The organism is Paraburkholderia agricolaris, from assembly GCF_009455635.1.
Classification (GTDB): Bacteria; Pseudomonadota; Gammaproteobacteria; order Burkholderiales; family Burkholderiaceae; genus Paraburkholderia; species Paraburkholderia agricolaris.
In genome coordinates this window covers 3,431,335-3,456,485 of the sequence record NZ_QPER01000001.1, presented here as the reverse complement: position 1 = coordinate 3,456,485, position 25,151 = coordinate 3,431,335, and the positions used below count along the sequence as shown (strand labels likewise).

24 protein-coding genes are annotated in these 25,151 nt (G+C 62.8%); 10 read left to right on the top strand and 14 right to left on the bottom strand.

All coding sequences use genetic code 11. The features are described from left to right. Window positions 1-258: 258 nt before the first annotated feature. From GH665_RS15205 to GH665_RS15190, 4 genes are read left to right on the top strand one after another with little or no spacing between them, the layout of a single operon-like run. The gene (locus GH665_RS15205; RefSeq protein WP_120345701.1) at window positions 259-870 is read left to right on the top strand and encodes a DUF4126 domain-containing protein; all 612 of its coding nucleotides are present in this window, start codon (window positions 259-261) and stop codon (window positions 868-870) included. Beyond that, window positions 867-3,449, top strand: a complete 2,583-nt coding sequence (locus GH665_RS15200; RefSeq protein WP_408274102.1) for an ABC transporter permease — start codon at window positions 867-869, stop codon at window positions 3,447-3,449. Before GH665_RS15205 ends, GH665_RS15200 begins: the two co-directional genes overlap by 4 nt. A gap of 29 nt (window positions 3,450-3,478) precedes the next feature. Further along, window positions 3,479-3,892 carry a group II truncated hemoglobin gene (locus GH665_RS15195; RefSeq protein ID WP_046566171.1) on the top strand — a complete coding sequence of 138 codons (414 nt, stop codon included), beginning with the start codon at window positions 3,479-3,481 and terminating at the stop codon, window positions 3,890-3,892. Further along, window positions 3,885-4,490 (top strand): DUF924 family protein, encoded by a 606-nt coding sequence (locus GH665_RS15190; protein ID WP_153136538.1) that lies wholly within the window; start codon window positions 3,885-3,887, stop codon window positions 4,488-4,490. Before GH665_RS15195 ends, GH665_RS15190 begins: the two co-directional genes overlap by 8 nt. 52 nt (window positions 4,491-4,542) lie before the next feature. Here the strand turns inward: GH665_RS15190 and GH665_RS15185 are convergent, their stop codons facing one another. The 11 genes from GH665_RS15185 to GH665_RS15135 all read right to left on the bottom strand — a co-directional run bounded on the left by GH665_RS15185 (window position 4,543) and on the right by GH665_RS15135 (window position 14,331). Further along, window positions 4,543-6,546, bottom strand: coding sequence for an ArnT family glycosyltransferase (locus GH665_RS15185; RefSeq protein ID WP_153136537.1), 2,004 nt, complete (start codon window positions 6,544-6,546; stop codon window positions 4,543-4,545). Between the two features lie 273 nt (window positions 6,547-6,819). Further along, window positions 6,820-7,566, bottom strand: a complete 747-nt coding sequence (locus GH665_RS15180; protein ID WP_153136536.1) for an SDR family oxidoreductase — start codon at window positions 7,564-7,566, stop codon at window positions 6,820-6,822. A 96-nt stretch (window positions 7,567-7,662) separates the two neighbouring features. Further along, window positions 7,663-8,247, bottom strand: coding sequence for an LOG family protein (locus tag GH665_RS15175; protein ID WP_153136535.1), 585 nt, complete (start codon window positions 8,245-8,247; stop codon window positions 7,663-7,665). 2 nt (window positions 8,248-8,249) lie between these two features. Next, on the bottom strand, window positions 8,250-8,975 hold the full coding sequence (locus tag GH665_RS15170; RefSeq protein ID WP_028196931.1) for a TetR/AcrR family transcriptional regulator: 726 nt from the start codon (window positions 8,973-8,975) through the stop codon (window positions 8,250-8,252). Between the two features lie 200 nt (window positions 8,976-9,175). Continuing rightward, complete coding sequence (locus tag GH665_RS15165) at window positions 9,176-9,817, bottom strand: diacylglycerol kinase (RefSeq protein ID WP_153136534.1); 642 nt, start codon at window positions 9,815-9,817, stop codon at window positions 9,176-9,178. Between the two features lie 20 nt (window positions 9,818-9,837). Then, the gene (locus GH665_RS15160) at window positions 9,838-10,869 is read right to left on the bottom strand and encodes a glycosyltransferase family 4 protein (protein WP_153136533.1); all 1,032 of its coding nucleotides are present in this window, start codon (window positions 10,867-10,869) and stop codon (window positions 9,838-9,840) included. Window positions 10,870-10,899: 30 nt separating this feature from the next. Then, the gene (locus tag GH665_RS15155) at window positions 10,900-11,841 is read right to left on the bottom strand and encodes a UDP-2,3-diacylglucosamine diphosphatase (protein WP_153136532.1); all 942 of its coding nucleotides are present in this window, start codon (window positions 11,839-11,841) and stop codon (window positions 10,900-10,902) included. A 188-nt stretch (window positions 11,842-12,029) separates the two neighbouring features. Continuing rightward, window positions 12,030-12,551, bottom strand: a complete 522-nt coding sequence (locus tag GH665_RS15150; protein WP_153136531.1) for an RDD family protein — start codon at window positions 12,549-12,551, stop codon at window positions 12,030-12,032. 13 nt (window positions 12,552-12,564) lie between these two features. After that, window positions 12,565-13,326, bottom strand: a complete 762-nt coding sequence (locus tag GH665_RS15145; protein ID WP_153138493.1) for a DUF3106 domain-containing protein — start codon at window positions 13,324-13,326, stop codon at window positions 12,565-12,567. A gap of 16 nt (window positions 13,327-13,342) precedes the next feature. Continuing rightward, a complete protein-coding gene (locus GH665_RS15140) occupies window positions 13,343-13,771 on the bottom strand; it encodes a DUF3619 family protein (RefSeq protein WP_153136530.1) in 429 nt (142 codons plus the stop codon). After that, window positions 13,768-14,331, bottom strand: coding sequence for an RNA polymerase sigma factor (locus GH665_RS15135; protein ID WP_074763516.1), 564 nt, complete (start codon window positions 14,329-14,331; stop codon window positions 13,768-13,770). Before GH665_RS15135 ends, GH665_RS15140 begins: the two co-directional genes overlap by 4 nt. Window positions 14,332-14,693: 362 nt before the next feature. On the opposite strand from GH665_RS15135, the gene GH665_RS15130 reads away from it, so the two are divergent. From GH665_RS15130 to GH665_RS15105, 6 genes are all read left to right on the top strand, one after another. Beyond that, window positions 14,694-16,457 carry an acetolactate synthase 3 catalytic subunit gene (locus GH665_RS15130; protein WP_153136529.1) on the top strand — a complete coding sequence of 588 codons (1,764 nt, stop codon included), beginning with the start codon at window positions 14,694-14,696 and terminating at the stop codon, window positions 16,455-16,457. Window positions 16,458-16,581: 124 nt separating this feature from the next. Next, entirely contained in the window at window positions 16,582-17,073 is a 492-nt protein-coding gene (gene ilvN, locus GH665_RS15125) for an acetolactate synthase small subunit (protein WP_011487482.1), read from the top strand. Between the two features lie 147 nt (window positions 17,074-17,220). After that, the gene (gene ilvC, locus GH665_RS15120; protein WP_025496089.1) at window positions 17,221-18,237 is read left to right on the top strand and encodes a ketol-acid reductoisomerase; all 1,017 of its coding nucleotides are present in this window, start codon (window positions 17,221-17,223) and stop codon (window positions 18,235-18,237) included. Window positions 18,238-18,371: 134 nt separating this feature from the next. Then, window positions 18,372-19,010 (top strand): phosphatidylserine decarboxylase, encoded by a 639-nt coding sequence (locus GH665_RS15115; RefSeq protein WP_025496088.1) that lies wholly within the window; start codon window positions 18,372-18,374, stop codon window positions 19,008-19,010. Window positions 19,011-19,034: 24 nt separating this feature from the next. Continuing rightward, entirely contained in the window at window positions 19,035-19,904 is an 870-nt protein-coding gene (pssA, locus tag GH665_RS15110) for a CDP-diacylglycerol--serine O-phosphatidyltransferase (protein ID WP_120345687.1), read from the top strand. 363 nt (window positions 19,905-20,267) lie between these two features. Beyond that, window positions 20,268-21,815 (top strand): 2-isopropylmalate synthase, encoded by a 1,548-nt coding sequence (locus GH665_RS15105; RefSeq protein ID WP_153136528.1) that lies wholly within the window; start codon window positions 20,268-20,270, stop codon window positions 21,813-21,815. A gap of 133 nt (window positions 21,816-21,948) precedes the next feature. Here the strand turns inward: GH665_RS15105 and GH665_RS15100 are convergent, their stop codons facing one another. From GH665_RS15100 to GH665_RS15090, 3 genes are all read right to left on the bottom strand, one after another. Further along, a complete protein-coding gene (locus tag GH665_RS15100; RefSeq protein WP_153136527.1) occupies window positions 21,949-23,529 on the bottom strand; it encodes a SulP family inorganic anion transporter in 1,581 nt (526 codons plus the stop codon). Window positions 23,530-23,607: 78 nt separating this feature from the next. Further along, window positions 23,608-24,246 (bottom strand): carbonic anhydrase, encoded by a 639-nt coding sequence (locus GH665_RS15095; protein WP_153136526.1) that lies wholly within the window; start codon window positions 24,244-24,246, stop codon window positions 23,608-23,610. Window positions 24,247-24,472: 226 nt separating this feature from the next. Beyond that, a complete protein-coding gene (locus GH665_RS15090) occupies window positions 24,473-25,042 on the bottom strand; it encodes a hypothetical protein (RefSeq protein ID WP_153136525.1) in 570 nt (189 codons plus the stop codon). Window positions 25,043-25,151: the final 109 nt, after the last annotated feature.

Sequence of the window (25,151 nt, the reverse complement as noted above, 5' to 3'; positions counted from 1 at the left end):
TCAAGCGGATTATCGTGCCCGCGGTGTCCGCGCGCGCCTGGATCGGACGCCAATCCCCCGCCATTAGAGGCCAGCATTTGTTCGCCACTCTGCGTTCTGCGAATTAACGTGGCTATAATGAGATTGAATCCAACCTGAAATTGTCCGCGGCCCATTTGGCGCGGCCGGCTTGGCGCGGGTCTGACGACTTCGGTGCGGCGGCTCCCTTTGCTTTGCCCGTCGAAGCGCCCGGCACGCACAGCGCGCCTGGAGGCGGCCATGCTTGAATCACTTTCGCTCGCTGCGGGCCTCTCATGGGGCAGCGGTCTGCGCCTCTATCTGACAGTCCTGCTGGCCGGCGTGTTCGCACGTCTTGGCTTCATCCATCTTCCCGATACGCTGTCCGCGCTGTCGTCGCCGTGGGTCATTGGCGTCGCCGGGGTGCTGACGGTCACTGAATTTCTCGCCGACAAGATCCCTGCGTTCGATTCCTTATGGGACGCGGTCCATACCTTTATCCGGATTCCCGCTGGCGCGGTATTGGCAGCCGGCGCGCTCGGCCATGCCGATCCCGCGCTGCTGACGGTCGCGGCATTGGCGGGCGGCACGCTGGCAGGTACCGCGCATCTGGCTAAAGCGGGCACGCGCGCGCTGATCAATCTGTCGCCGGAACCGGTGTCGAATGTCGTGACCTCGACTGCTGAAGACGGACTCGTGTTCGGCGGCATGTTGCTCGCGCTGTTCGTGCCGCTTCTGTTCCTGGTCTTGATGGTGGGCTTTCTGATGCTGGCGGGCTGGGCGTTGCCGCGGCTGTGGCGTGGGGTGCAGGGCGGTTTTCGCGGAATGGCGACGCACATGGTGTCGCGGTTTGCCAGGAGTCGGCACGATTGAGCGATACGGTAAGGAGTGTGACGGCGCGAACGGCCTCACGGCCAACGCGCCGGCTGGGCGGCGCGGATGTGCTGCGCCAGGCCATCCGCATGACGGCGCGCGACTGGCGCGCGGGCGAACTGACGATGCTGCTGCTGGCGCTGGTGCTGGCCGTCGCGGCGTTGTCGAGTGTCGGCTTTCTGGCTGACCGCTTGCATCAAGGGCTCGAGCGCGATGCGCGGCGCATGATCGGCGCCGATTTCATCGTCCGTGCCGATCATCCAGTTGATCCGCAGTTCGCGAAGCAAGCGGGTGCGCTTGGTTTGAGCACCGCCAGCACGGCGATCTTCCCCAGTATGGTCAATTCGACCGGCGCACAGCCGGTCTCGCGGCTGGCCGCCGTCAAGGCGGTGTCGCCGGGTTATCCGTTGCGCGGCGAATTGCGGATCGCGTCGGCGCCGGGCGCAGCGGGCCATCCTACCCGTTCGATTCCGGCGCCCGGTACGGTATGGGTCGATCAGGCGTTGCTCGACGCGTTGAAGCTGCATGTCGGCGACGCAGTGAAGGTCGGGTCGCGCAACTTCACGATCGGCGCGGTGATTACCCGCGAACTCGACCGTGGTTTCTCGTTCGTCAATTTTTCGCCTCGTCTGATGCTGCGTGCCGACGATGTCCCGTCAACTGGCCTCATCACCTACGGCAGCCGTGTGACCTACCGGCTGCTGGTGGCGGGTCCGGATGCATCGGTAGCGCGCTTCACGCAATTCGCGCATGACAAGGTGGACGGCGGCAAAATGCGCGGCGTCGCGCTCGAGTCGTTGCAGGACGGCCAGCCTCAGGTGCGTCAGACGCTCGACCGCGCGAGTCACTTCCTCACGCTCGTCTCGCTGCTCACCGCGTTGCTCGCGGCGGTGGCGATCGCGATGGCCGCGCATCGGTATATGCGCCGGCATCTGGATGGTTGCGCTGCGATGCGCTGTCTCGGTGTCAGCCAAGCCACGCTGCGCACGCTGTTTACGCTTGAATTCATCGGGCTGGGTTTGATCGGCGGCGCGCTCGGCGTGGCGCTCGGTTACCTGGGGCATATGGCGTTGCTGACGTGGCTCGGCAGTCTGATCGATGTCACCTTGCCGTACCCCACGGTCTGGCCGGCGCTCGAAGGTATCGCAGCCGGTCTCGTGCTGCTGCTCGGCTTTGCGTTGCCGCCGCTGTTGCCGCTGACGCGCGTGCCGCCGGTGCGCGTGCTGCGCCGCGAATGGGGTGAAGCGGGGCGTACCGCGTGGGCCGCGTACGCGCTCGGCATTGTGTTGTTCGCCGCGCTCCTGATCCTTGCCGCGGGCGAGTTGAAGCTCGGCGGCATTGTCGCGGGTGGTTTCGCGGGCGGACTGCTGGTGTTCGCATGTATCGCGCGGCTGGCGTTGTGGAGCGCGTCGCGCGTCGTGCGCAGCGAGCGCGTGAATGCGGGAATCGGCTGGCGTTACGCGCTGGCTTCGCTGGAGCGGCGCAGCGGCGCGAGCGCGTTGCAGATCACCGCACTCGGCATCGGTCTGATGTGTCTGTTGCTGATCGCGATGACGCGTAACGATCTCGTGGCCGGCTGGCGCAAATCCACGCCGCCGGATGCGCCCAACGAATTCATCATCGACATCCAGCCCGACCAGCGCGACGCTGTCACGCAATATCTGAACACGCACGGCGTGCCCGGCACGGTACTCGCGCCGATGGTGCGCGGCCGGCTGATTGCGATCAACGGCAAGCCCGTCAATCCGGATTCGTTCAAGGGCGAGGATGCCAAACGTCTCGTCGACCGCGAATTCAATCTGTCGTACACGACCGAGCTGCCTGACGACAACCGTCTTTCCGCCGGCACCTGGTATGGCGATACGAAGACGCCGCAGATCTCGATCGAGCAGGGCTTGGCGAAGCTGATCAACGTGAAGCCTGGCGATACGCTGCGCTTCGACGTGACGGGTTTGCAGATCGACGCGCCGGTGACGAGTGTGCGCAAGCTCGACTGGGGTTCGTTCAAGGTCAATTTTTTCGTGTTGATGCCGCCGGCCGCCTTGCAGGATTTCCCGGCGACGTTCATTACCAGCTTCCATTTGCCGCCGGAAAAACAGTCGACTATCGACGGGCTGATCGCCGCTTATCCGAACCTCACGGCCATCGACATGGGTCCGATTCTGGCCCAGGTGCAGCGCGTCTTGCAGCAGGTGATCGGCGCGGTGCAGTTCCTGTTCGCGTTCACGCTCGCGGCTGGCGTGCTGGTGCTCTACGCGGCGCTGGCCGGCACGCGCGACGAGCGTATGCGAGAATCCGCGCTGCTGCGCGCGCTGGGCGCCTCGCATCGCCAGGTGCGGGCGGTGCAGGTCGCCGAGTTTGTGGCAGTAGGGGCGCTGGCGGGGTTGATGGCGGCGATCGGCGCGCAAGTGATCGGCTGGTTGCTGGCGACGCGCGTGTTCGAGTTCTATCTGAGCTTCAATCCATGGCTGTTGCCCGCGGGTATCGCGGCCGGGATTGCCTGTGCGGGTGTGGGCGGCTGGATCAGCTTGCGGCATGTGCTGATGCGGCCCGCGTTGCAATCGCTGCGGGATGCGTGATTTTTCTCTTCTGTTTTTTGTGATTGGGTATGAGCGATCTTAACGACGAAGTGTCCGCCGCACAGCCGACGGCCTTCGAACTGGTGGGCGGTGAAGCGCGTGTGCGCGAACTGGTCGACCGGTTTTATGACCTGATGGATCTCGAAACGGAATTCGCCGGGATTCGGGCCTTGCATCCCGAGTCGCTCGATGGTTCGCGCGACAAGTTTTTCTGGTTCCTGTGCGGCTGGATGGGTGGACCCGATCATTACATCAGCCGCTTCGGCCATCCCAGGTTGAGGGCGAGGCACATGCCGTTTCCGATCGCGTCCAGCGAGCGGGATCAATGGCTTCGCTGCATGGCGTGGGCAATGGAAGACGTCGGGCTCTCCGAACCGTTGCGGGAGCGCCTGCTGGCGTCGTTCTTCGAGACAGCGGACTGGATGCGCAATCGCAATGGTTGAGCGGGCCGCGGGGCTGGAAGCGGCAGAGGCGCGCGCGGTTCTCGACTGCTGGTTTGGCGCGCCGGATACGCCCACCTTCGGCCAGGCGCGCAAGCTCTGGTTTGCCCGCGATCAGGCTTTCGACGCGATGCTGCTGGAACGCTTCGGGACGCTAATCGATGCCGCGCGCGAAGGAGCCCTCGATAGCTGGACGGCAACACCGTCTGGCGCGTTGGCGCTGGTCATCGTGCTGGATCAGTTTTCCCGCAATTGCTATCGCAATACGCCGCGTGCTTTCGCAGCAGATCATCAGGCGCTGCGCGTTGCGCAGCAGATGGTCGCAAGCGGCGCCGATCTCCGGTTGCCCACCGCGCATCATCGTGCATTCGCGTATTTGCCGTTCGAACACGACGAAACGCTCGCCAGTCAGCATGAATCGGTGCGCCTGTTCAAACAACTGAAGGCCGAGCCGGATGGTGCGTCCTACTACTCATCGGCAGTCGGGCACGCCAGAATCATCGAGCGTTTCGGACGCTTTCCCCATCGCAACGCGGTACTCGGGCGGCAGTCGACGGATGAAGAAACGGCTTTCCTGAAAGGACCCGGCTCGTCGTTCTAGGCGTTGCGAAACCGCGGACACAAGGCATGGCGGCGCTCTTTGCCGCCATGTGCTATTCGCCGTTCCAGGGCGTCGCCGGGGTCCGCACAAATACCCGCAACAACTCGCCGGTATCGCCCGGCCGCGCGCCCGACCAGAACAGCCGCCAATCGCCGGCTGGCGCGCGCGCATTGTCGCGACGGCCCTGGTCGATCAGCCACGTGCATTCGGTTGCCGCGGTGTTCGCGACCGGTTGATGCTCGATACCGGTGTAGTAGTACAGCATCGGCGCTTCGGATTCGCCGAGTCCGGTACTGGCCATGCAGTCGCCATCGTTCCATTCGATATTCATGGCGGCACCGAGATTTTCGAATACAGCGCGGTAACTCTTCGCATAGTCGAGCCACGGCAGCAGCAGTGTGCTCACCAGTCCCCACGCCAGAATCGCACCCGCGCACCAGCTCAGCGCGCCGCGCCATTTGCCGGTGTGTCTGAAGACCGGCAGCAGCCAAAGCCAGCCGAGCGTCATCAGCAGCGCGGCCGCGATCAATGTGGGTTTGACGGGCAGCGCCCAGTCGAGTGGCAACCAGCGGCCGAGCCAGTGCAGCGACGCATGTGTATCGGCCGGACCGCTCATGATCGACCAGATGATCCACGCGAGCGCGGCCGTACTGCCGAACAGCACGCGGCTCGCTATGTCCCAGCTTGCGTGCAGACGCCGCGGCAGCTTGTCGATGGCTTGCATCGCCACCAGGGCGAGCGGGGCGATGAACGGCAGAATGTACAGTTCGCGAACCGTTGCCGACGTTTGCAGCACGGCGAAACCGACGCCCGAGAAAATCACCGGCAGCGCCACGCGTGGATCACGCCAGCGGCGCCATCCGCCGCTCGCGAGCGCGGCCACCGCAAGCGGCACCACCGGGAAACCGACGCTCAGCACGGTGCGCAACACAAACCAGCGGCTTTCGTTTTCAGAGCCGAGTTCCGCCACCGAAAAGCCGAGGAAGCGGCCGATGTTGTTGTCCCACAGCCAGACCTTGAAGAGCGTCTCGGAGCGCAGATAGAAGCAGATTGGCCAGATCAGCGCGAAGGGCGCGCAGACCAGCGCGGCGACGCCGAGCGACGCGGCGAAGCTGCGTGTGCGGCAGGCGGGATACAGCACCAGCACGGCGACGGTGGTCGCGCCGAAGACGAGCGGCACGAACAGGCCCTTGGCCAGCAACGACACGCCGACGCCGGCGCCGAACATCGCCGCGCCGCTCAGAATCGCGTGACGCCGGTGGTGCACGTCGACCGGAAGCAGGCGCGCTTCGTCGCGCAGATGGACCAGCACCAGTTCGAACAATCCGCAGAAACCGAGCGCGGCGCCGGCCATCAGCGCGACGTCGGTCATCATGTCATGCACGTGCTTGATGACGACGAGCGTGCTCGCGAATAACGCCAGCGTACCGATCACGCGGATATCGAACCAGCTGGACGCGCTTACCGCGCGGCGGGCGACGCGCGCCGTGTAGTAGATGCTCAGGCCTGCGAAGAGCGCGCTCGCGAGACGGGCAGCGTCATGCAGCGGCAGATAGCGGCCGAACATCCAGGCGAAGCCGGCGGCGACCCAGTCGTAGATCGGTGGCTTTTCGACAAAGGGCTGGCCGGCGTTGGTCGGCACGACCAGGTCGCCGGTATCGAGCATGTGCTGGATGATGCCGAACGTATAGGTTTCGTCCTGTTTCCACGGCTCGTGGCCCAGGGTGCCCGGCAGAAGCCACGCGCACAGGACGGCCAGCGCCACCAGCCACATGAGCGGACGGGCAGCGGTCAGTGCACGCAAGTGCCGGGCGCCACGCGAAGCGGGAACCGGCCCCGGCGCGGCGGGCGCTGAGGGGCCGACGGGTGCGGCGGGCCTTGCGGGCGTTACTGCTTCGGCCGCCACCGTGTGGCCGTCTGGCAAGACCGCGCCGGATTCGTCAAGGCGTGCCGAGCCGGAGTGCGTGCCCGGCGCACCGTCGGCAGGGCCGGCCGGTGCAGGTGTCGCAACCGCGACGTTCCCCGTGCGCCAGGGCGCGGATGGGTTTTCGTACATGAGAATCTCTGATTGCCCTATGCGGCGACATTGGCCGCGGGCTTGTGGTCTAGCTGCACGCCGCATGCGGTTGCATGCGAATGCTGCGATTGTAGACCCACTTTGTTACGAACGATTACAGAAAAAGCGAAGAATATGGCGGTCAATCGAACAGATCGCGCCGATTCCTCGCCAAATCGAGGGGAATAGGGGGCGGGAAGGGAAAAGCGGCCGCGGAAACCCGCTGGCCGCGCAAACGGAAGAGGGGCAGCTCAGGGGCGGCTGCGGGGCCGCTCAGCGGCCGCCGGTGACGTCGAGCAGTGCGCCCGTCACGTACGAGGCGGCGTCGCTCAACAACCAGACGATCGACTCGGCAACCTCGTTGGCGCTGCCGGGGCGGCCGAGCGGCGTGGTCGCGCCGAGCTGGGCGGCGCGCTCGGGTTTGCCGCCGCTGGCGTGGATGTCGGTATCGATCAGGCCGGGGCGCACCGCGTTCACGCGCACACCCTGCGGGCCGAGTTCTTTGGCGAGACCAATTGTCAGGGTGTCGACTGCGCCTTTCGAGCCGGCATAGTCGATGTATTCGTTCGGTGAGCCTAAACGTGCAGCCGCCGACGAGATGTTCACGATCACGCCCCCGGCGCCGCCACGGGCGGTCGACATGCGGCGCGCGGCTTCGCGTGCGCATAGGTAGGCGCCGAGCACGTTGACGTCGAACATACGCTTCAGGCGCGCCAGCTCCATGTCCGCAAGCTGGCTTGACGGCGCGACGATGCCGGCATTATTGACGAGTGCATCGAGCCGGCCGAACTTCTGCTCGAGCGCGTCGAACATCGCGATCACATCGGTTTCGCTGGCGACGTCGCCGGCAATCGCGAGCGCCTGACCACCGGCGCGTTCCACATCGGCAACGGTTTCCCGCGCCGCCGCGAGGTTTTGCGCATAGTTCACGCCCACCGACCAGCCCTGCGCGCCCAGCAAACGCGCGGTTGCGCGGCCAATGCCGCGGCTGCCACCGGTGATCAGAACGGCTTTCGTCATCGCAACCTCATCGCTCGGGTGGGGGCCGCGGGAGTGTGCGGCCGGTTTTGTTCAGCGGGGTGAAAGAGGGCGTCGAACAGGCGTGCTGCGCGGCGCTCAGACAGCGTCGCGTTTAATCGCCCATTTGTCGCTGGCAGGTGGCTGATAGCGTTGCAGCTTGTCGATCAGCGCGACCGGGTCGGCGTCCCTTTGCAGGATGTCGAAATAGGTCTGCCGCATGAAGCCTTCGTCTACCGTGTGTTTGAGCAGCGCGATCAGCGGATCGTAGAAGCCGTCGATATTCAGCAGTGCCACCGGCTTCTGGTGGTAGCCGAGTTGCGCCCACGTATAGACCTCGAACAGTTCTTCGAGCGTGCCCGCACCGCCCGGCATCGCGACGAACGCGTCGGACAGGTCGGCCATCATCTTCTTGCGATGATGCATATCGGGTACGACATGCAATTCCGTCAAACCGTTATGGCCGACTTCCTTGTTGACCAGCAACTCGGGAATCACGCCGATTGCACGACCGCCTTCGGCCATCACCGTATCGGCGATCACGCCCATCAGGCCGACCTTGCCGCCGCCATAGACCAGCGCGAGATCGGCCTGCACCAGCGCGCGGCCAAAGGCGCGCGCGGCTTCGGCGTACAACGGTCTGGCTCCGTCGGAGGAGCCGCAATACACACACACCGACTTCATACTCAAACGTCCTTCGGTTCGTTACGGGGCGCGGCGCCTTCTTTCGGCGGCAGGTAGTCGTAGAACTCGCGCTTGGGCAGCTTGCCTGACACGAGATCGTCGAAAATCTGCCGCGAGCGGCCACGCAGATAAGGCGCCATCAGCGACACGATCTGCACACTCACCTGATGCAGTTCGGCGCGAATGGTTTCCTGCTCGTTGTACTTGCGCGGGTTCATCACGAACTGATACGACAGCCAGTACGTGGCGATCACGCCGATATTGGTGGCGATCACCTGCAGTTCTTCGGGCGTGGCGACCATTTCGCCGTCCGCCACGAGTTGCTCGCAGAACTGGCTCGCGAAGCGCACCTTGTGGCTGATGATCTGCTTGAAATGCGTTTCGAGCGTACGGTTGCGCGCCAGCAGATCGTTCAGATCACGATACAGGAAACGATAGCGCCAGGTGAAATCGACCATGTACTGCAGATACGACCACATCTCGTCGATCGTGGCGCGGTGGTCGTCGGGAAAGCGCAGACGCTTTTCGATCTCCTGCTCGAACTGGCTGAAGATGCTGTTGATGATGTCGTCTTTGTTGCGGAAGTGGTAGTACAGGTTGCCTGGACTGATTTCCATTTCCTCGGCGATCGTCGTGGTCGTGACGTTCGGCTCGCCGATTTCGTTGAACAGTTTCAACGACAGTTCGAGGATCCGTTCGCGGGTGCGGCGGGGAGGTTTGGCTTCCATGTCGTCCGGCCCTGGTTACGCCGGGCTGGGCGCGTGGCGGCTTGCCGCTCTAGCGTGATCCACCCGGACGCGGTTGGTATATTGAGCGCCCCAGCGATTTTCCGTGGGGCTGTCGGACGATTATAAACCGACCGTTCTAATACCAAGCGGATACTCAGGGTTTTCATTCTTTGGGGCGGCGGATGGGGCTGCCGTCACCCTCATAGCCACGCTTTGATCCAGTGCACGATCAGCGGCCCGACGATCAGCCCCCATGTCATCAGACACATGCCGAGCGCGACCATCACCGCCGCGCTGCCGAGATCCTTGGCGCGGCGCGATAACTCGTGGCGCTCGAGTGAAATCCGGTCGATGGCAGCCTCGACGCTCGAATTCAGCAACTCGACGATCAGCACCAGGAGCACCGAGCCGAGCAGCAACACGCGCGAAACCGGATCGACCGGCACCAGCACGCCGCACGGAATCAGGATCGCAGCGAGCGTGAGCTCCTGGCGAAACGCGCTTTCCTCGCGGATCGCCACGCGGAACCCGGCCAGCGAATTTTTCATCGCGTGCCACGCGCGGGTCAGGCCGCGATTGCCCTTGTACGGATTGAAGGGGAGCGGGGCGAACGGATCGTCGGGACTGAGCGGCTCGTGGTGAGGCTCGTTATCGAGCTGCTCTGAGCCCTCGGGACCCGCGCCGTTCATGCCGCGAAAACCGTTCGCGTGTTGGGCATGATTCGGCGCGGCGTGCTCGCTCACGTCTTCGAACGGCTCGACGCTGGCGGCGCCGGTATCGTTTTTGACAGCGCGCAACGCGCCGTTCGACGTGCGTGCTGCGTTGGAGTGTCGGGTTGGCATAAGCGGCTCGGCGCGCCGCTTCATGCGGCGGCGCTTTCCTCGCTATATGACGTGCGCGGCAGCGGCTTCAGATGAGCCGCGAACTGCTCTGACGCCGCGGCCCACGAGAAACGTTCGGCCCACGCACGCGCATGGCTGCGCTCGATCTTCAATGCTTCGAGGCAGGCTTCGCGCAAGTCTTCGTGCATGGCGCCCGCGCCGCCGTCACCGAGCACATCGATCGGGCCGGTCACCGGATAGGCCGCGACCGGCGTGCCGCAAGCCAGCGCTTCAAGCAGCACGAGCCCGAAGGTATCGGTGCGGCTCGGGAACACGAAGACGTCGGCGGCGGCGTAGACCTTGGCCAACTCGGCTTGCGTCAGGACGCCCAGGTAGTTCGCCTGCGGATAGCGCGATTTCAGCTCGGCGAGTGCGGGGCCTTCACCCGCGACCCACTTCGAACCGGGCAGATCGAGCTTGAGAAACGCCTCGACGTTCTTCTCGACCGCTACCCGTCCCACATACAGAAAGATCGGCCGCGCGGTGTTGAGCACCTTCGAGTCCATCTGGTGAAAAATGTCGAGGTCGACGCCGCGGGTCCATAGCACCACGTTGGTGAAGCCAAATTTTTCGAGATCGGCCTTGACTACCGGCGTGGGCGCCATCACGGCCAGCGACGCCTTGTGGAACCAGTGCAGAAACTTGTAGGTCACCCCGAGCGGAATGCCGAAACGCGCCTGCACATATTCGGGAAAGCGCGTGTGATAGGCCGTCGTGAACGGCAGCTTGTGTTTGATCGCGTAGGCGCGTGCGGCCATGCCGAGCGGGCCTTCGGTGGCGATGTGCAGCGCGTCGGGCGCGAATTCGTCAATGCGCTGATGGAGCTTGCGGCGCGGCAGCAGGGACAGGCGAATCTCAGGATAGGTCGGGCACGGAATCGTCTTGAATTCGAGCGGTGTCAGCAAGTCGACGCGGTGGCCGAGTGCGGTGAGCTCGCGCGTGGTGTTTTTCAGCGTACGCACGACGCCATTGACCTGCGGTTCCCATGCATCGGTGACGATCATGATCTTCATCGGTTTCGGCCCAATAGAAGTGGAGAGGGACTACGCGGTCGCCCGGGCTTTTTGCACGCCGACTTCCGGGGCGCGCATCACAGTCCAGTAGATCACCTTGAGTTCGCCTTCGTACGTCTCGACGAGTGCCGACAGGCTCTCGACCCAATCGCCGTCGTTGCAATACAGCACACCGTCGATTTCGCGGATTTCGGCTTTGTGAATATGTCCGCACACCACCCCGTCGCAACCGCGGCGGCGTGCTTCGTCGGTCATCACGCGCTCGAATGACGAGATGAAATTCACCGCGTTCTTCACCTGATGTTTCAGGTATTGCGACAGCGACCAGTACGGGAAGCCGAGCCGGCTGCGGATCCGGTTGAACCAGCGGTTCAGGATCAGGATCATCGTGTAGAGCGTGTCGCCGAGATAGGCGAGCCATTTGGCGTGCTGGATCACGCCGTCGAACAGATCGCCGTGCACGATCCAGAGGCGTTTGCCGGCGAGCGTCGTGTGGAATGCTTCGCCGCGCACGTGGATGTCGCCGAACGCGAGGTCGCAGAACTGACGCGCGGCTTCGTCGTGATTGCCTGGCACGTAGATGACCTGGGTGCCTTTGCGCGCTTTGCGCAGGATTTTCTGTACGACGTCGTTGTGCGCCTGCGGCCAGTACCAGCCTTTTTTCAACTGCCAGCCGTCGATGATGTCGCCCACCAGGTACAGGTATTCCGACTCGTTGTGCCGCAGGAAGTCCAGCAGATACGGCGCCTGGCAACCGCTCGAGCCGAGATGGATGTCGGACAGCCAGATGGTGCGATAGCGATGCGGCTCGCCGTGTTCGTCGTCTTGATGGCCGGCTTGCGCGTCGAGGGGCAGCGATGGCACAGGCAGCGGTCGTCCGTGACTGGGGTTGGGTTCCGGGCGGAACGCGACAGGGTCGACGCTCGGGCCGGTCTGGCGGAACAGGGAAGTCGCGGACGTTTTGGGGTCCATGGCTCACGCGTCGAGTTGCGGTGCCCGTATTGCGCCAGTCGCGCGTGACCGCGCCGTGACAGTCACGAGAAGTTCTTATTACTGTGTCGGGAGAAGGAGACGGCGGCGGAGCGGCGGTGCTCGGAGGAGGGCGATGCCGGCCGGCAAGTCCGGTAAAGCAAACGCGTACCGCGGGTGCGGCAGCGTGGTCAGTTTGCGACGCTAATGACGCGGGTGCCGGCGAGGCGGTCGTGCAGGAATTGACGCTGCGGATCTAAGCGGCCGGTGGCGGCCCACAGTACGAACCAGAGCGCGGCGATCAGCAGGGTCTGCGGCACGGTGAGGCCCAGCAACGGGTGCAGTGCGAGGGGCGGCAAAAACCACAGCCACGCCAGCACGTAACGAGCGATCGCGCGGCCGGTGGATAGCGGCGCGCCGTTAGCGCCGACAACGCGCAAGTGCCACGTTTTCATCGGCAGCGTCTGGCCGCTGTGGGTCCAGAACCAGACGAAATACAGGCCGACTACGAGGCCGATCCAGGCAGCGAGCAGATTGTGATGGGTGAGACCGTTGCGCTGTTGCGTCAAGGTACTGAACAGATAACCCGCAATGAACACGACGCCGAACAGGATCACGGCTTCGTAGAGCAGCGTGGCCAGGCGCCGGCGAACCGTGGGCGGGTTGCCGGACGAAGCGGCGGGCAGTGTCGAGGTGGCGAGCGGCTGGGACACGGTCGGGCTCCGCTCAGGAGCCGTTGAAGATCGACGGCGCCTCGGACGGCGAAACCGGCACCGGGATGGCGGGCACGAAGCTGCCCGCAGCCGGAATCGCCGGCGTGGTGGCCGGGCTCGGCAGCGCGGCGGCAGCCGCGGCACTCGCCGCTGCGGCGCCGCTCGCCTCGTGCTCGCGGGCATTGACGAGGCGATCCAGGCCCTTGATCTCGGTCTTGCCGGACGGCGGCGCGCTCACTACGCTCGGCCGCCGCTTGCGCTCGCTCGCCGCGAGCCGCTCCTTCTGCTCTTCCGGCAATTGCTGATAAGCCTTCCAGGCGTTCTGACGGGTTTCGCGCGGCAATTCTTTCGACACCTGGTAGTTTTCGCGTGCAACGCGCCGCTGATCGGGGGTCATACGCACCCATTCGGTCATTCGGTCATGCAGGCGTTTTTGTGCATCAGGCGACAACTTCGGGTAACGCGAAGCGATCTTGATCCATTTTCGCTTGCGTTCTTCGCTGAAGGAATCCCATTGGCCGGCGAACGGTGCGAGCGCGACGTGGTCGGCCGCACTCAGACGGGACCATGCCATTGGGCTCTTGCTGCCGGGCAGGCCAGGCAGTTCGACGGCGAGGGTGGGTGCGGGCGCCTTGGCGGTCGCGTTGCCGTTTGCGGCAGGCGCGCTGGTGGGCGACGACGGGCTCGGATAAAAGCGCGGATACGTCGCGGCGAACGACACCAGGGCCGCGATCGCACATCCGAAAACAACGGCCAAGCCGCGCTTGTAACTCACCCGAAGAATCTCCCGCTCAGTGGGCGCGTGATAGGTACGCGTTGAAACCGTGATCGAGATAGGCATTGAGCGGCAGGTCGTCGCTTAGCATGGCGGCATCGATATCGGCGAGTTCGGCCGTGCGTTGCTGGTCTTCCCAGTAGGCAATAGCCACGAGACTGACGACCAGCGCGACGAGCGGCCACGCGAGCGCAAAACGGCGCAGCGGTGAACGGCGGCGCTGCGGCATCTCGACTTGCGGCATGCCGGCGGGCATGCCGGCACCGGCGAAGGCGGGCACGAAGACCGGCGCGCTCACGGTTTCGGGCTTCTTACGGGCAAGTGCGGCGCGGCGCGCCACGGCGAGCCGGTCGACGGTGGCGGCCGGAATGCTGGCGGCGTTTTCGTCGAGCGCGCGCCGCACCTGGCGGGCGAACTCGAGTTCTTTGGTTTCCAGGGAGCTCATAGCGTGATTCCTTTAGCCTTGAGCGCTTGCGCCAGCGTGTGCGTGGCCCGCGAGCAGTGCGTTTTCACGCTACCCTCGGAGCAGCCCATCGCGGCGGCAGTCTCGGCGACATCCATATCTTCCCAATAACGCATGAGAAACGCCTCCCGTTGACGTGCCGGTAATTTTTGGATCTCGTCGTCGATTAACTGTAAGACCTGTTCGCGTTCGAGTTTCTGTTCGTTGCTCTCGGCGCCCGCCGAGCCTTGTTGCGCCTCGAATGTTTCGAGCGGGTCGAATTCGTCGTCGTCGGCGTTGCCGAGCGAAGAAAATAGACTAACCCAAGTATTGCGCACTTTGGCACGACGGAAATAGTCGTGCATCGCATTCTGGAGAATACGCTGAAACAGCAGCGGAAGTTCGGCGGGTGGACGGTCACCGTATTTTTCGGCGAGCTTGATCATCGCGTCCTGCACGATATCGAGCGAGGCGTCGTCGTCCCGCACGGCGTAGACCGTCTGCTTGAATGCCCGCCTTTCGACGCCCGCCAGAAAATCGGCGAGTTCCTTGTCTGATGCCATCCGTTTTGGGGTCGGCGCAGCGTGCGTGCGCGTAATCGGTCGAAAAATGTCGTAAAACTCGCGGATGCTAACAAACTTTCGCTCCGCTGGGGCGAAACCCGCCCTACCTTGCATCTCTATAACAGGATTTCGGTCGTTTTTATTCGTTAGTGAGATTGGGGGCAGGGCGCCAGGGCAATATTTGCTTGACCGCGCGGACATCTGCAGATATCGTCGCTGGTTCGCAACATAAGTGACTTGTCTCAATTGAGGTGTGGCCCAAGAAGCTCACCTGTCAACTGGACGCGCCGCTTGAACCCGAGCCACAAGCCCGGCAGAGAGCACCCGATCAATTTTTTGCCGAAAATTCGAAAGGTGAATAAATGAATATGCCCAGCGCGGAATTCTCCACGTCGGATACGACCCCCCATCCCGAAGCTGACTCTATCGGCGCCACCGTGCTCATGAAGGCACTGGCCGACGAAGACGTCGAGTTTATCTGGGGCTATCCCGGCGGCTCGGTACTCTACATTTACGACGAGCTGTACAAGCAGGACAAATTCCAGCACGTCCTCGTGCGCCACGAACAAGCCGCAGTCCACGCCGCTGACGCCTATGCGCGTTCCACCGGGAAAGTGGGTGTGTGCCTCGTGACCTCCGGCCCCGGCGTCACCAATGCGGTGACCGGCATCGCGACGGCCTACATGGATTCGATCCCGATGGTGATCATCAGCGGCCAGGTGCCGACTGCTGCGATCGGTCAGGATGCGTTCCAGGAGTGCGATACGGTCGGCATCACGCGTCCTTGCGTGAAGCACAACTTCCTCGTGAAGGACGTGCGCGACCTCGCCGCTACCGTCAAGAAGGCTTTCTACATCGCCCGTACCGGCCGTCCAGGCCCGGTGCTGATCGACATTCCGAAAGACGTCTCGAAGATGCCGTGCCAGTACGAACCGCTCAAGAGCGTTTCGCTGCGCTCGTATAACCCGGTCACGAAAGGTCACTCCGGCCAGATTCGCAAGGCCGTGGCCTTGTTGCTGTCGGCCAAACGTCCTTATATCTATACCGGCGGCGGCATCATCCTCGCGGATGCGTCGCGTGAGCTGAACCAGTTCGCCGATCTGCTCGGCTATCCCGTCACCAATACGCTGATGGGTCTGGGCGGCTACCGCGCGAGCGACAAGAAATTCCTCGGCATGCTTGGCATGCACGGTACGTACGAAGCCAACATGGCGATGCAGCACTGTGACGTGCTGATCGCGATCGGCGCGCGCTTCGACGACCGTGTGATCGGCGACCCGGCGCACTTCGCGTCGCGCCCGCGCAAGATCATCCATATCGACATCGATCCTTCTTCCATCTCCAAGCGCGTCAAGGTCGACATTCCGATCGTCGGCGACGTGAAGGAAGTGTTGAAGGAGTTGATCGAGCAGTTGCAGACGGCCGAGCATGGCCCGGACACCGCGGCGCTCGCCGACTGGTGGAAGGACATCGAAGCCTGGCGCGCCAAAGACTGCCTGAAGTTCGACCGCAAGAGCGACATCATCAAGCCGCAGTACGTGGTGGAAAAGGCGTGGGAACTGACCGACGGCAATGCCTTCGTGTGTTCCGACGTCGGTCAGCACCAGATGTGGGCGGCGCAGTTCTATCGCTTCAACAAGCCGCGCCGCTGGATCAACTCCGGTGGCCTCGGCACGATGGGCTTCGGCCTGCCGGCGGCGATGGGCGTGAAGATGGCGCACCCGGACGACGACGTGCTCTGTATCACGGGCGAAGGCTCGATCCAGATGTGTATCCAGGAACTCTCGACCTGCAAGCAGTACGAGACTCCGGTGAAGATCATTTCGCTGAACAACCGCTATCTGGGCATGGTGCGCCAGTGGCAGCAGATCGAATACAGCAAGCGCTATTCGCATTCGTACATGGATGCGCTGCCGGATTTCGTGAAGCTCGCCGAAGCGTACGGCCATGTCGGCATGCGTATCGAACGCACGGCCGATGTGGAACCGGCGTTGAAGGAAGCGCTGCGCCTGAAAGATCGCACGGTGTTTCTCGATTTCCAGACCGATCCGACCGAAAACGTCTGGCCGATGGTTCAGGCCGGCAAGGGCATCACCGAGATGCTCATGGGATCGGAAGATCTATAACGACGGCGCGTTGAGTTAAACGCAGCGTTGGCTTCGTCAAGCGCGCCTCCACAAAGGGCGAAAGCGGACGAAGCGGCGCGAACCGGCTCGCATACATCGACAAAACATCTGGAAGAAGCGAAACATGAGACACATCATTTCAGTCCTGCTGGAAAACGAACCGGGCGCGTTGTCACGCGTGGTCGGTCTCTTCTCGGCACGCGGCTACAACATTGAAACCTTGACGGTGGCTCCGACCGAAGACCGTTCGCTGTCGCGCATGACCATCGTTTCCATTGGCTCGGACGACGTGATCGAACAGATCACGAAGCATCTGAACCGCCTGATCGAGGTGGTGAAAGTGGTCGACCTTACCGAGGGCGCCCACATCGAGCGCGAGCTGATGTTGATCAAGGTGAGGGCGGTCGGCAAGGAACGTGAGGAGATGAAACGGATGTCGGATATTTTCCGCGGCCGGATCATTGACGTCACAGAAAAGACCTACACGATCGAATTGACGGGCGCGAGCGATAAGCTCGATGCCTTCATCGAAGGGATCGACGCGACCGCGATTCTCGAAACCGTCCGTACGGGCAGTTCGGGTATCGGCCGCGGCGAGCGCATTCTGAAGGTTTGACGCGCGCGCTGAGTTGCGGTTATTTGCCGTCTTAACCGTCTCGATCGAAACCGGGCAGTGCCGGCAACTGGCGCCGTCCGGCCAGCAACACAACATTCGCAGTATTTGTATTTCACTGATTTCACCGAATTTAGCCAAGGAACCGACATGAAAGTTTTCTACGACAAGGACGCCGACCTCTCCCTCATCAAGGGCAAGCAAGTCACCATCATCGGCTATGGCTCGCAAGGCCATGCTCACGCGCTGAACCTGAAGGAAAGCGGCGTGAACATCACGGTCGGTCTGCGCAAGGGCGGCGCATCGTGGAGCAAGGCTGAGAACGCCGGCCTGCAAGTCAAGGAAGTGGCGGAAGCCGTCAAGGGCGCGGACGTCGTCATGATGCTGCTGCCGGACGAGCAGATCGCCGACGTCTACGCAAAGGAAGTGCACGCCAACATCAAGCAAGGCGCGGCACTGGCCTTCGCACACGGCTTCAACGTGCACTACGGTCAAGTGATTCCGCGTGCCGACCTCGACGTGATCATGATCGCGCCGAAGGCGCCGGGCCACACGGTTCGCGGTACGTACTCGCAAGGTGGCGGCGTGCCCCACCTGATCGCCGTCGCGCAAGACAAGTCGGGCGCAGCACGTGACATCGCTTTGTCGTACGCGGCAGCGAACGGCGGCGGCCGTGCCGGCATCATCGAAACGAACTTCCGCGAAGAAACGGAAACCGACCTGTTCGGCGAACAAGCCGTGCTGTGCGGCGGTACGGTCGACCTGATCAAGGCCGGCTTCGAAACGCTGGTGGAAGCAGGCTACGCGCCGGAAATGGCGTACTTCGAATGCCTGCACGAACTGAAGCTGATCGTCGACCTGATCTACGAAGGCGGCATCGCGAACATGAACTACTCGATCTCGAACAACGCCGAATACGGCGAGTACGTGACGGGTCCGCGTATCGTGACGGCTGAAACGAAGAAGGCGATGAAGGCCGTGCTGACGGACATTCAAACCGGCGAGTACGCAAAGAGCTTCATCATCGAAAACAAGGCCGGCGCACCGACGCTGCAATCGCGCCGCCGTCTGACGGCCGAGCACCAGATCGAAACGGTGGGCGCGAAGCTGCGTTCGATGATGCCGTGGATCGCCGCGAACAAGCTGGTCGACCAGTCGAAGAACTAAGAAGCCAGTTCTGCCGAATCTGACCGGCGCGGCGCATCGTCGCGGCAGCCGGTAATGCAAAAAGCCGTCCAAGGGTGCTGAACCCTGGGCGGCTTTTGCTATCCTACGGTTTTACAAAAATACTGAAGCCATCCATGAATTACCCTCATCCGATCATCGCGCGAGAAGGCTGGCCGTTCATCGCCATCGCAGCCGTCGTAGCATTACTGGTTCAATTCTTCGCGGGGTTCGGCTTGGCATGGCTGTTCTGGCTGCTTCTGGCCTTCGTGGTGCAGTTCTTCCGCGATCCGGCGCGCCCGATTCCGACTCAGGCCAACGCTGTGCTGTGCCCGGCAGACGGCCGTATCGTCGCGGTCGAAACAGCGCATGACCCGTATGCCAACCGTGAAGCGCTGAAAATCAGCGTGTTCATGAACGTATTCAACGTCCATTCTCAACGCTCGCCGGTAGACGGCGCGATCTCCAAGGTCGAATATTTCCCGGGCGCGTACCTGAATGCCGCCGTGGATAAGGCTTCGACCGAAAACGAGCGCAATGCGGTGGTGATCCAGATGGCCGGTGGCCAGACGGTGACCTCGGTGCAGATCGCCGGCCTGATTGCACGGCGGATTCTTTGCTACGTGCGGGCCGGAGAGCCGCTCACACGTGGTCAACGCTATGGATTTATCCGGTTTGGCTCGCGCGTCGACGTGTATCTGCCGGTTGGCAGCCGTCCGCGTGTGTCGATCGGTGAGAAGGTTTCCGCGTCGTCCACGATCCTCGCTGAACTATAAAGCGGCACCAAGGAGGTTTTCCGAATGGCCGCATTCAAACCGCGTCGACCCCGTAACAGTGGACCGCTGCCGCGTCCGTTCCGCCGTAACAAGCCGATCGTGGCGGAGTCGCCGGCAGTCGATAGCCGGCGCGCGCAACGTCAGCAGTTCCTGAGAAAGCGCGGCATTTATCTGTTGCCGAACGCGTTCACCACCGCTGCGCTCTTCTGCGGCTTCTTCGCTGTGGTGCAGGCGATGAACGTGCGCTTCGAAATCGCGGCGATCGCGATCTTCGTGGCAATGGTGCTGGACGGCATGGACGGCCGCGTCGCCCGTATGACCCATACGCAGAGTGCGTTCGGCGAGCAGTTCGACAGCCTCTCTGACATGGTGTCGTTCGGCGTGGCGCCGGCGCTCGTGATGTACGAGTGGATTCTGAAGGATCTCGGCCGCTGGGGCTGGCTTGCCGCGTTCGTTTACTGCTCGGGGGCGGCGCTGCGTCTGGCGCGCTTCAATACGAACATCGGCGTGGTCGACAAGCGTTTCTTCCAGGGTATGCCGAGCCCCGCAGCCGCGGCGCTGATCGCCGGCTTCGTGTGGCTCGCCACCGACAACCGCGTGCCGCTCAAGCTGGTGTGGCTGCCGTGGGTTGCCTTCGTACTGACCATTTACGCCGGTGTGACGATGGTCTCGAACGCGCCTTTCTACAGTGGCAAGGCGCTCGACGTGCGGCACCGCGTGCCGTTCGGCGTGATTTTGCTAGTGGTCGTGGCGTTCGTGCTGGTGTCGTCCGATCCGCCGCTGATGCTGTTTGGCCTGTTCGTGCTGTACGGTCTGTCGGGCTATGTGTTCTGGGGTTATCAGGCGCTGCGGGGCAGAGCGAACCCGGCTCGGTCCGTGGCACGGGACAGGTAAAGCGCCCAACCGGTGCATGAAAGCGACACAAGAAAACGGCAGCCTTGCGAGGCTGCCGTTTTTCGTTTTGGAGCCCGTCCCACGGCGCGCGGCAGGCAGGTCTGACGCCAATTGCACGATGAGGGGAATGCCGCTATAGTCGTTCGAGAGATGCGTTCGCGTTCCCATTTGAGCCGCGACGCGAGCCTCAACAAGCCGGTGCGCAGCCAGGCGCGCCAGTGCGGCGCGTCTACCGCGCTGATCGCCGAGCTTTTTGCCCTCCGTCTGCCTCGTCTGTGGTTTATAGCGTCGCCAACGGTGGCGCGAATCCCAAAATTCCAGAATCCGATCCCCGCAATTGAACGACTCCCCAGGAGACCCGACATGTCCGACAAACTGATCATATTCGACACCACGTTGCGCGACGGCGAGCAATCGCCCGGCGCGTCGATGACGAAAGAAGAAAAAATCCGTATCGCCAAGCAACTCGAACGGATGAAAGTGGACGTGATCGAAGCGGGCTTCGCGGCCAGCTCGAACGGCGACTTCGATTCGATCCAGACGATCGCGGGCCTGATCAAGGACAGCACGATCTGCTCGCTGGCCCGTGCCAACGACAAAGACATTCAACGCGCTGCCGACGCACTCAAACCGGCCGATCATTTCCGCATCCACACGTTCATCGCAACGTCGCCGCTGCATATGGAAAAGAAGCTGCGCATGACACCGGATCAGGTGTTCGAACAGGCGAAGCTGGCGGTGCGTTTCGCCCGCAAATTCACAGACGACGTCGAGTTTTCGCCGGAAGACGGCAGCCGCTCGGACATGGATTTCCTGTGCCGGGTGCTGGAAGCGGTGATCGCCGAGGGCGCCACCACCATCAACATCGCGGACACGGTCGGCTATGGCGTGCCGGAGTTGTATGGCCAGCTCGTGAAGACGCTGCGTGAGCGGATTCCGAACTCGCATAAGGCCGTGTTCTCGGTGCATTGCCATAACGACCTTGGCATGGCCGTGGCGAACTCGCTGGCCGGCGTGCAGATTGGCGGCGCGCGTCAGGTCGAGTGCACGATCAACGGGCTTGGCGAGCGCGCGGGCAATACGTCGCTCGAAGAAATCGTGATGGCGGTCAAGACCCGCAAGGATTACTTCGGCCTCGATGTCGGTCTCGACACGACGCAGATCGTGCCGGCATCGAAGCTGGTGTCGCAGATCACCGGTTTCGTCGTGCAGCCGAACAAGGCGGTGGTTGGCGCGAACGCATTTGCGCACGCATCCGGCATTCACCAGGACGGCGTGCTGAAAGCGCGCGACACGTACGAAATCATGCGTGCCGAAGATGTGGGCTGGAGCGCGAATAAGATCGTGCTGGGCAAGTTGTCGGGCCGCAATGCGTTCAAGCAACGTTTGCAGGAACTGGGTATCGCGCTCGATAGCGAAGGCGAGTTGAACACCGCGTTCGCACGCTTCAAGGAATTGGCTGACCGCAAGTCGGAAATCTTCGACGAAGACATCATTGCGATCGTCACCGAGGAGTCGGCTGAGGCGCAGGAGAAAGAGCACTACAAGTTCCTGTCGCTGTCGCAGCATTCGGAAACCGGCGAGCAACCGCACGCGAAGATCGTGTTCTCGGTCGAAGGCAAGGAAGTGACCGGCGAAGCGCGCGGCAACGGTCCGGTGGATGCCACGCTCAATGCGATTGAAACGGAAGTGGGCAGCGGGTCGGAACTGCTGCTGTATTCGGTGAATGCGATCACGACCGGTACGCAGGCGCAGGGCGAAGTGACCGTGCGCTTGTCGAAGAGCGGGCGGATCGTCAACGGCGTGGGCACCGATCCGGATATCGTTGCGGCTTCCGCGAAGGCTTACATCTCGGCGCTCAACAAGCTGTATTCGAACGTCGATAAATTGAATCCGCAACGCTCGGAGTGATGGCTGCAGGCGTGCCCTTGGCTGCGCGCTTTGCTGAACCAGATTGACAAGAAGACGATAAGAAACCCCGTGCCCTGAACGGCACGGGGTTTCTTTTTTTGCGGCGCTTGCAATCGCATTACCTCGACTCAGACTACTCTGTCGCTGCACGCCGCATCGACCAACCACGCGCCGCGCGTGCCTGTGCCTGTGCTTGATGCCGCACTTCAACCGCGATCTCGCGGCGCGGCGCATCGGCGACAAACGTGTCCAGCAGTTCACGCACATCGTGATCGACGAAGTCGGCGCGCGTTGCGTCGACGATCAGGGTCGCGCCGTCGGGAATCTGTTGCAGATAGTGCTTGAGCGGCACCTTGCCGAGAAACGACACGTCCTTGCGAAACGACAGCAGATAGTGATCGCCATGCTGTGCGAGCACGATCGGGCTGCGCAGATTCTCATACAGCGCGAGCAACACGCTGCACAGAACGCCGAGCACGATGCCGATCAGCAGATCGGTGGCGAGCACGCCGACCAGCGTGACGATGAACGGTGCAAACGGCGCAAAACCTTGCCTCGCGATGCCGACGAACAACGATGGCTTGGCGAGCTTGACGCCGGTAAAGATAAGAATGGCCGCGAGGCAGGCAAGCGGAATCAGGTTGATGATGCTGGTGAGCAGGAAGACGCTGACCAGCAGCAACACGCCATGAATGATTGCGGAGAGCCGGCTCTGGGCGCCCGCGTGCACGTTCGCGGAACTGCGCACAATAACCGAGGTGATCGGCAAGCCACCGATCGCGCCGGCGATCAGATTGCCCACGCCCTGCGCCTTCAATTCGCGATCCGGCGGTGCGGCGCGTCGGGCAGGGTCGATCTGCTCGACGGCTTCGAGGCTCAACAGCGTTTCGAGACTTGCGACAATCGCCAGCGTGATGGCGACGCGCCAGACATCGGGATTGACGAGTTGTGCGAAGTGCGGCCCGAAGTCGGCCCATTCGAGGGCGAGCCGCAACGCGCCAAAGGATTCGATCGACGGCAGCGCGACGCGATGCTCGGCAGGTGGCGCAAACGACGGGGCGAGCAGGCCGAGTAGCAGCGTGGCGCCGATCCCCAGCAGAACCACGGCGAGCGGCGCGGGGACGAGGCGCACGAGTCTGAAGCGGCGCAGCGCGCGGGTTTCCCAGCCCACCAGAATCGCTAGCGACAGCAACGTGATTACGCAGGCCGCAGGCGATATCGAGCCGAACGGGGTCGTTACGGTGCCGGCCATCTGCGCGGCAGCTTGCGACCCGGCCGGCGCATTCGAACTGAACAGCCCGAGCGCAAGCGGGAATTGTTTGACGATCAGCAGCACGCCGATCGCCGCAAGCATGCCTTTGATGACCGGCGACGGCACATAGGCCGCGAATCTGCCGGCCTTCAACATCCCGAAGCCGAACTGAATCGCGCCAGACAGCAGCACTGCGAGCAGGAATGCCGGGAAGCTGCCAAGTTGCGCGATTCCGTCGACGACGATCACGACGAGGCCCGCCGCCGGCCCACTGACGCTCAGGCGCGAACCGCTCAGCACGGCCACCACCAGACCGCCGACGATGCCCGACACAAGCCCGGCAAATGGCTCGACGCCCGATGCGTTCGCGATACCCAGACACAGCGGCAACGCCACCAGAAAAACAACGGTGCCGGCCAGTAGATCGCGCTGAAACGTGGAAAAGAAAGCTCGAAGGTTCATGGAGTCGGTGCAGTAGTGTTTGGCGTTGCGTAGGCGGCGAGGCTCAAATCGAGGGCCGTTCGCGATAAAAGCCGCGCATCAGGCCGCGGCGCTATGGGCGGCTGTCGCGCAGGTCATTGCGTCGTCGGCTTCGTAGCCGGACGTGAGTACCTTGATGCGGCCATCCTCGAGCGCGAAGATCCAGCCGTGAACGAGCGGTGCGGGGGCGGCGTCCCGTACGATCGGACTTGCGCGCAACTGGCGCACCTGTTCGAGCACGTTGAGTTCCGCGAGGCGATTAACACGCGCCTGCTCGCTCGCATGACTCCTGAACTCGTCGCTATGTGCTTTTGCTAACGCGCATAACGGCGCGATCCGGCGATTGACGTGTGGCAGCGTGGGTTCCGGCGGTAGCAGGGCGGCGCGCACGCCGCCGCAGCCATAGTGACCGCAGACGATTACGTGCCCCACCTTAAGTACCCGCACGGCATATTCAAGGACGCTCGCGGAGTTGTCGTCGTCGGGATGGAAGAGGTTGGCGATGTTGCGGTGAACGAACAGATCGCCTGGCTCGCAATGCGTGATGGTTTCCGCGGGCACACGGCTGTCCGAGCAGCCGACCCACAGCACGTGCGGATTCTGGCCTCGCACCAGATCACGGAAAAATTCGGGGTTGCGCGCAGCGGTTTCGTGCGCCCATGCGACATTGGCGACTAGCAGACGTTTCGGACGGTTCATCGAGAGCGGCTCCGTAGGTAGGGGCATCGATTCATAGCCGGATCCACGGCTGTCTGCGGATCACGGGAAGCGCAGTCGGCGCGGAATCAATTATTACGAAAGCCTTTCTATCAAAAAATAAATCCGCCGTGCACGAAATAAAATTCGCCGTCATGCGACATAAATAAAAAAAGCCGCCTGAGGAGGCGGCTTCGCAGATTCATACGCAATGGGTTCGAGCGGACGCTCAGAACAGGTTGCGGCGATCCGGATCGTGCAGCGGGTCAGGTGTTTTCTGCGTGAGACGCACAATGCCCTGATCGTCGAAATAGAAGCTGTACATCATGTACCAGACGTTGTCTTCCAGATAGCGATACGTCCAGACCTCACGCTTCATCAGCGGGAAGTACGAGGTTTCGACCGGACGGCCGAAGTTCACCAGCACGTCGCTCTTCGTCCACTTGCCGATTTCCGCGCGGTAGAACTCGTTAGGCTGAAGCACCTGGCGTACCGAGACAATCTTGCCGGATGCGTCGATATCGGCAGCGGTGGTGGTTTCGCCCATCGGCTGGGTCGGCCACATCAGCCGCTTGCCGCCGTTGGGCAGGTCGTAGCTTTCACGCGGTGCGCCGAGGCGGGCGACGATGGTCGATGCGTCCGCGCCCTGGGTGTATTGCTGCCAGGGCTGCGCGCAGCCGGCGAGCGCAACCGTGAGCGTGAGCGTGAGCGCGCTCAGGCAGACGAGCGCGGCGCGGCGCAGAGGTGCTGCGGTCTGCGCTTCGATCGAGGCCGCCGTGGATGGGTGGCGGTTGAACATGAATTCCTCCGATGGCATTTGAGTAGCGGTTTTTTATCATCGAGACGCATTATTTTGACACGGGCGACGGCAAAAGATCTGTGCTTCGTGCGAGGTGTCGCTGGATACA

What these genes read in the sequence shown, in the direction of transcription:
- GH665_RS15205 (WP_120345701.1), top strand. Translation starts at nt 259, where the DNA reads ATGCTTGAATCACTTTCGCTCGCTGCGGGCCTCTCATGGGGCAGCGGT.
- GH665_RS15160 (WP_153136533.1), bottom strand. Translation starts at nt 10,869, where the DNA reads ATGAAGATCATGATCGTCACCGATGCATGGGAACCGCAGGTCAATGGC.
- GH665_RS15115 (WP_025496088.1), top strand. Translation starts at nt 18,372, where the DNA reads ATGAATTACCCTCATCCGATCATCGCGCGAGAAGGCTGGCCGTTCATC.
- GH665_RS15195 (WP_046566171.1), top strand. Translation starts at nt 3,479, where the DNA reads ATGAGCGATCTTAACGACGAAGTGTCCGCCGCACAGCCGACGGCCTTC.
- GH665_RS15170 (WP_028196931.1), bottom strand. Translation starts at nt 8,975, where the DNA reads ATGGAAGCCAAACCTCCCCGCCGCACCCGCGAACGGATCCTCGAACTG.
- pssA (WP_120345687.1), top strand. Translation starts at nt 19,035, where the DNA reads ATGGCCGCATTCAAACCGCGTCGACCCCGTAACAGTGGACCGCTGCCG.
- GH665_RS15140 (WP_153136530.1), bottom strand. Translation starts at nt 13,771, where the DNA reads ATGAGCTCCCTGGAAACCAAAGAACTCGAGTTCGCCCGCCAGGTGCGG.
- GH665_RS15165 (WP_153136534.1), bottom strand. Translation starts at nt 9,817, where the DNA reads ATGCCAACCCGACACTCCAACGCAGCACGCACGTCGAACGGCGCGTTG.
- GH665_RS15180 (WP_153136536.1), bottom strand. Translation starts at nt 7,566, where the DNA reads ATGACGAAAGCCGTTCTGATCACCGGTGGCAGCCGCGGCATTGGCCGC.
- GH665_RS15185 (WP_153136537.1), bottom strand. Translation starts at nt 6,546, where the DNA reads ATGTACGAAAACCCATCCGCGCCCTGGCGCACGGGGAACGTCGCGGTT.
- GH665_RS15105 (WP_153136528.1), top strand. Translation starts at nt 20,268, where the DNA reads ATGTCCGACAAACTGATCATATTCGACACCACGTTGCGCGACGGCGAG.
- GH665_RS15155 (WP_153136532.1), bottom strand. Translation starts at nt 11,841, where the DNA reads ATGGACCCCAAAACGTCCGCGACTTCCCTGTTCCGCCAGACCGGCCCG.
- GH665_RS15175 (WP_153136535.1), bottom strand. Translation starts at nt 8,247, where the DNA reads ATGAAGTCGGTGTGTGTGTATTGCGGCTCCTCCGACGGAGCCAGACCG.
- GH665_RS15100 (WP_153136527.1), bottom strand. Translation starts at nt 23,529, where the DNA reads ATGAACCTTCGAGCTTTCTTTTCCACGTTTCAGCGCGATCTACTGGCC.
- ilvN (WP_011487482.1), top strand. Translation starts at nt 16,582, where the DNA reads ATGAGACACATCATTTCAGTCCTGCTGGAAAACGAACCGGGCGCGTTG.
- GH665_RS15190 (WP_153136538.1), top strand. Translation starts at nt 3,885, where the DNA reads ATGGTTGAGCGGGCCGCGGGGCTGGAAGCGGCAGAGGCGCGCGCGGTT.
- GH665_RS15090 (WP_153136525.1), bottom strand. Translation starts at nt 25,042, where the DNA reads ATGTTCAACCGCCACCCATCCACGGCGGCCTCGATCGAAGCGCAGACC.
- GH665_RS15130 (WP_153136529.1), top strand. Translation starts at nt 14,694, where the DNA reads ATGAATATGCCCAGCGCGGAATTCTCCACGTCGGATACGACCCCCCAT.
- ilvC (WP_025496089.1), top strand. Translation starts at nt 17,221, where the DNA reads ATGAAAGTTTTCTACGACAAGGACGCCGACCTCTCCCTCATCAAGGGC.
- GH665_RS15135 (WP_074763516.1), bottom strand. Translation starts at nt 14,331, where the DNA reads ATGGCATCAGACAAGGAACTCGCCGATTTTCTGGCGGGCGTCGAAAGG.
- GH665_RS15095 (WP_153136526.1), bottom strand. Translation starts at nt 24,246, where the DNA reads ATGAACCGTCCGAAACGTCTGCTAGTCGCCAATGTCGCATGGGCGCAC.